The 4,972-nt window shown below is 65.9% G+C and carries 6 protein-coding genes; all 6 read right to left on the reverse strand.

What is annotated here, in order from left to right; translation table 11 throughout:
* Window positions 1–906 (reverse strand): D-amino acid dehydrogenase (locus EOA60_RS18600; RefSeq protein WP_164899393.1); only part of this gene is annotated, 906 nt, incomplete at its 3' end.
* Window positions 907–926: 20 nt separating this feature from the next.
* On the reverse strand, window positions 927–1,457 hold the full coding sequence (locus EOA60_RS18605; protein ID WP_095824109.1) for a nucleoside-diphosphate kinase: 531 nt from the start codon (window positions 1,455–1,457) through the stop codon (window positions 927–929).
* On the reverse strand, window positions 1,454–1,873 hold the full coding sequence (gene rnk, locus EOA60_RS18610; RefSeq protein ID WP_067319541.1) for a nucleoside diphosphate kinase regulator: 420 nt from the start codon (window positions 1,871–1,873) through the stop codon (window positions 1,454–1,456). Before rnk ends, EOA60_RS18605 begins: the two co-directional genes overlap by 4 nt.
* Window positions 1,874–2,145: 272 nt before the next feature.
* Window positions 2,146–3,237: an alanine racemase gene (alr, locus tag EOA60_RS18615; RefSeq protein WP_095824198.1), complete on the reverse strand. Its 1,092-nt coding sequence runs from the start codon at window positions 3,235–3,237 to the stop codon at window positions 2,146–2,148.
* A gap of 251 nt (window positions 3,238–3,488) precedes the next feature.
* Window positions 3,489–4,004, reverse strand: coding sequence for an RNA pyrophosphohydrolase (locus EOA60_RS18620; protein WP_067319545.1), 516 nt, complete (start codon window positions 4,002–4,004; stop codon window positions 3,489–3,491).
* Window positions 4,005–4,055: 51 nt separating this feature from the next.
* A partial coding sequence (locus tag EOA60_RS18625) for a divergent polysaccharide deacetylase family protein (RefSeq protein ID WP_245502580.1) occupies window positions 4,056–4,972 on the reverse strand: 917 nt, incomplete at its 5' end.

Here is a 4,972-nt window from a genome sequence, read left to right on the forward strand (position 1 = left end):
ATCATGGACGAGACTTACAAGGTGGCGATCACCAGGCTCGGCGACCGCATCCGCGTCCGTTATCGGCAGCGTGATGGAATAGCCTTTGACCGGATAGACGGGGATCGGCCGTTTCATCTTGCGCATGAAGGGAGCCGAATAGCTGCCAAGCGCCATCACATAAGCCTCCGCCGTTCGCCAGCCCTTGTCGGTGCCGACCTGGACGACGCGGTTTCGGTTCCTGACGACGCGCCGGATGCTCGTGCCATATTCGAAGGCGACGCCGCGCGCCACGCAAAGCTCGGCCAGCTTGTCGGTGAACATCTTGCAGTCGCCGGTCTCGTCGCCGGGCAGCCTCAGCCCACCGACGAATTTTTCCCGCACACCGGCCAGCGCCGGCTCGGCCGCGATGCAGCCGTCCCGGTCGAGAAGCTCGTAGGGAACGCCATATTTTTTCAGCACCTCGACATCGCCGCCGGTGCCGTCGAGCTGCTTCTGCTTGCGGAAGAGCTGCAGCGTGCCCTTGGCTCGCTCGTCATAGCTGATGCCGATCGTAGTGCGTAGCGCCTTCAGCGTGTCGCGGCTGTACTCGGCCAAGGGCACCATGCGCGACTTGTTCAGCGCATAGCGCTGGGCCGTGCAGTTGCGCAGCATCTTCAAGAGCCATGTCCACATATGCGGATCGAAGGCCGGCCGCACCACCAGCGGTCCGTATTTCATCAACAGCCATTTGACGGCTTTCACGGGAATGCCGGGCCCGGCCCATGGCGAGGCATAGCCCGGCGACACTTCGCCGGCATTGGCGAAGCTGGTCTCCAGCGCCGGGCCCTGCTGCCGGTCGATCACCGTGACTTCGTGGCCGGCCTCGGCAAGGAAGTAGGCGGTGGTGATCCCGATCACACCGCCGCCCAGCACCAGGACTTTCATTCTATGCTCCCTCAAACCGATCATGCCGCCGAAGGGCCGGGATCGTCGCCTTCTGTCTGCCGGATTTTGCCGCCCCCGCCAAGGGGCCAACGATCGCCTGCGGCGCTGTACACCAGCCTCGGGCCACGGGGTCGCTGTGCGGCAGTCCGAGCCGCCTGATGCTCGGCCTCCGGCTGGTAGGCCACATCCTCGAGAAGGATGCGCTCGCGGCTGCCGTCGGGGCGCTCGGCCACTACCGACTGGCCCGCCCTCATGCCGAGCAGGCAGAGGCCGCGCCAGGTGCCGAGCGGCAGGCCGAATCCGACAGGAGCGGAGGCGTCGCCCAGCATCAACGTCCTCGTCTCCGGGGCTCCGTCGTTGATCCGGAAGACTACCCGGCTGTTCAGCGTGGCGATGTCGGGCTCGACCATGCCGGCCGGGATGATGTCGCTCTCGGCGAGCTTGCGTTCGAGCATCGGCACGATCGCGTCGGCAAAGGCGCGCCGGCGCATCAGCATCGCTTCGAGAACCGCGAGATCCTTCGGCGTGAGGCGATAGATGGTCCTGGTCATGGCGCTCTCCGCGACGCGGATTGCTCGACCGCGTGGATGGTCGCCGAAAGCACCCGGCCGTCGCGGCTTCGCCAGGAGACTGTGCGGCCGGCACGCGCGCCGATCAGCGCGGTTCCGAGCGGCGTCAGCACCGAGATGCGTTTTTCGGCGATGTCGGCCTCGGCGGGATAGACTAGCGTGACGCGCTGAATGCTTCCTTCCCCGTCGTGAAGCGTCACCGTCGTGCCCATCCGCACGACATCGGCTGGCATCGCCGCTTCGGCGGCGATCCGCGCGCGGTCCATCTCGGCGAGCAGGTCCTCGGCCATCTCGGGCGTCCGCTCGAGAAAGGCTCTGGCAAGGCCGCTGAGCCGGTCGTGGTCCGCGTCGCTGACGAGGATCGTGTTTCGGGAACGCGATTGGGTTGTGGCATTCATGGCAAACCTCCTGGATTTGCACGTCGACGAACCGACGCGCGCTGCAGCCCGCTCAAAGGCGGCGACGAAGAGCCGACAGCCGCGAAAGGCTGGCTGGCTCGAATGACGATGTCAGGAATTCAAATGCCCCGGCTCGGCGGTCGCCAACACGACCGCGCCGGGGCTACGCTCCCGCGATGGGGCAAACCCTGAAAAAGGTTCTGCTATGGGCGAGGTTGCTCATGCCTCGACCCTTGCCGAGATGCATCGGCTTGTCAAGCAAGCCGCCCCTTTCACCCGCCGATGTAGCGGCGGTGAAAGCGCGCACCCAAGCTGGCCAGCACCTCGTAGCCGATGGTTCCGGCATGCGCGGCCGCGTCGTCGAGGCTTTGCGACGGCCCGATGAGCTCGACGAGGTCGCCCTCGCCCAGTTGATCGACCGGAAGCGCTGAAATGTCGAGGACAATGGAATCCATCGATACCCGCCCGACGAAAGGCAGCCGCACGCCCTCGAACCAGGCGGCCGACGCCGCGCGCCGGTGCCAGCCATCGGCATAGCCGAGCGAAATTGTCGCCAGCCTGAGCGGTCCGCGCGCATGATGGCTGTGGCCGTAGCCGACGCCGGCGCCGTCTTCGACGTTGCGCGTCTGAGCCACCTTCGCCTGCAGCCGGACCACCGGCATCATCGGGTTCGCCTCGCCCGGCGTCGGGTTGATGCCGTATAGCGCCGCGCCCGGCCGCGCGAGGTCGTGGTGGTAGGCCGATCCGAGAAAGATGCCGGACGAATTGGCAAGCGAGGCCGGCGCCTTGGGCAGCATCCCGCGTAGCCGCTCAAACGCGAGCCGCTGCGCTTCGTTGGCAGGATTGCGCGGCTCGTCGGCGCAGGCGAGATGGCTCATCACCAGGCGGATGTCGATGCCGCCGAAAGCATCCGCCGCGAGCGCCTCGACGTCAGCCGGCGGCATGCCGAGCCGTGACATGCCGCTGTCGACCTGAACAGCGGCCGGCAGCTTTCGGCCGGCGGCAAGCGCCGCTTCACGCCACGCCCTCAACTGAGCGGTGCTGTTGATGACAGGATGAAGCCCAGTCGCGATCGCTTCCGGCTCGGAGCCCGGCGGCAGGCCGTTGAGCACAAAGATCTCATGTCCGGGTCCAAGCGCCTTGCGCAGCGCGATGCCCTCGCCGAGCAGCGCGACGAAGAAGATCTCGCAGCCTTCCTTCATCAGCGCCGATGCCACGCGCGCTGCGCCGAGGCCATAGCCGTCAGCCTTGAGCACGCCTGCGCAGCGCACGCCCGCCAGCCGCGCCTTCAGCCGCCGGTAGTTCTCGCGGATGGCGCCAAGATCGATGGTCAGGATCGCGCCGGCTGAAGTTTCGCCGGGCATAAAGCCGCTGGTGGCGGTCGTTTGCGGCAAAGACGTTTTGGTGCCGGTCATCGGGGCAATTGCGTCGGACAAAGTCGGGTCACACTTGTTGCGGAGCTGCGTGCTTCTCGACGCCGGCGAAGTGCGCTTGTCGCGCGTCGTTCATGTTTGCCTCTTTGCCTGCGGCGCATCTGCATCAACAAAGCATGATCTCGACTACGGTGCCAACCTCTTCGCTAACCGTACTTAGTTGGAAGCGCGCCTGCCAACGCCTAGCGAGCAAGATGCTGGAACGCGGCCACCACCTGCTCGTAGACCTTGCGCTTGAAGGGCACGATCAGGTCGGGCAGCTCCCGCATCGGCCGCCATGCCCATTGGTCGAATTCGGCCTTGTGGCCGCCCGGCGGCGGATTGATCTCAATCTCGCTCTCGTCGCCCTCGAAGCGGTAGGCGAACCATTTCTGCGTTTGGCCGCGATAGCGGCCCTTGAAGGCGACGCCGACCAGATGCGGCGGCAGGTCGTAATTGATCCAGTGCGGCGCTTCGGCAAGCAGCGACACGCTGCGCATACCGGTCTCCTCGTAAAGCTCCCGCTCCGCCGCCGGGAGCGGCTCCTCGCCCTCGTCGATGCCGCCCTGCGGCATCTGCCAGAGTTTCGTGGTGCCGGAGAATTCGCTGTCCGGCTCGGCGATGCGATGACCGACCCAGACCAGCCCGGCCGGGTTGAGGATCATCAGCCCGACGCAGGGGCGATAGGGCAGCGTTTCAGGATCGATCTTTTTGGCCATCGTTGAGATTTCCAGCCGTTTTGGAGATGCATTCAGGCGAAAGGGTCGGCGTCAGCCTTTTTGCGGATCGATCGCCACCGCCGAAATCGGCACGATCTCGATGCCGCGCTTCTTCGCTTCTGCCACCCAGGACGCAACCGTGTCGACGGTGATATCGAAGGCCGAGCCGATGCCGACGGCGCTGCCCTTGGCGCGTGCCGTCGCCTCGAGGCTGTCCAGCTTCTTGAGGATTTCGCCGCGGTCCTGCACAGCATCGATCGCCATGTCGCCGGCGACGAAAGGAACGCCATCCTTCAGCGCGAGGTTGGGCGCCAGGCTTCGCGCGGAGGAGCCGTCGTCGACATAGGCAAGGCCGCGCTTGCCGAGCTCGGCCATGAACGGTCCCATCGCGTTTGCATCAGCCGAGAAACGCGCGCCCATATAGTTCATGACGCCGGTATAGTTGGTCGTCCTCGACAGCGCCCAGCGCAGGCTCTTCAGGTTCTCGTCCGGACTCGCAGCGACCGTCAGCGTGTTGCGTCCCGGATTGACGCTGGGATAATCGAACGGCTCGAGCGGTATCTGCATGACGATCTCATGTCCGCTCTGGCGCGCCGCCTTCATCCAGCGGTCGATGCTGTTGCCCTGCGGCGCGAAAGCCAGCGTCACCTCGGCCGGCAATTTGGCGATCGCCGCCTGCGTGCCGGTCTGGGAGACGGCGAGCCCGCCGATGACGATCGCCACGCGCGCGCCGCGCGCGCCGGACCAGGGCCGCGCATAGACGTCGAACGGTCGCCGGCCATCGGCGGAGCGCACCGGCAGCGGGCCGCTGTCGCTCGCCTCGATCAGCGCCCTGTCGGGAATATGCGCGACCTTGAGATTCTGGCTGAGTGTGGAAGGATCGCGGATGACGATACCGGCCTTCGGCGGACCATCGCCCTCTTCAGACTGGAGATGGATGATTTGCGGGCCATCGCTCTTCATCGGCG

The sequence above is a fragment of the Mesorhizobium sp. M1A.F.Ca.IN.020.06.1.1 genome (genome assembly GCF_004023265.1).
GTDB lineage: Bacteria > Pseudomonadota > Alphaproteobacteria > Rhizobiales > Rhizobiaceae > Mesorhizobium.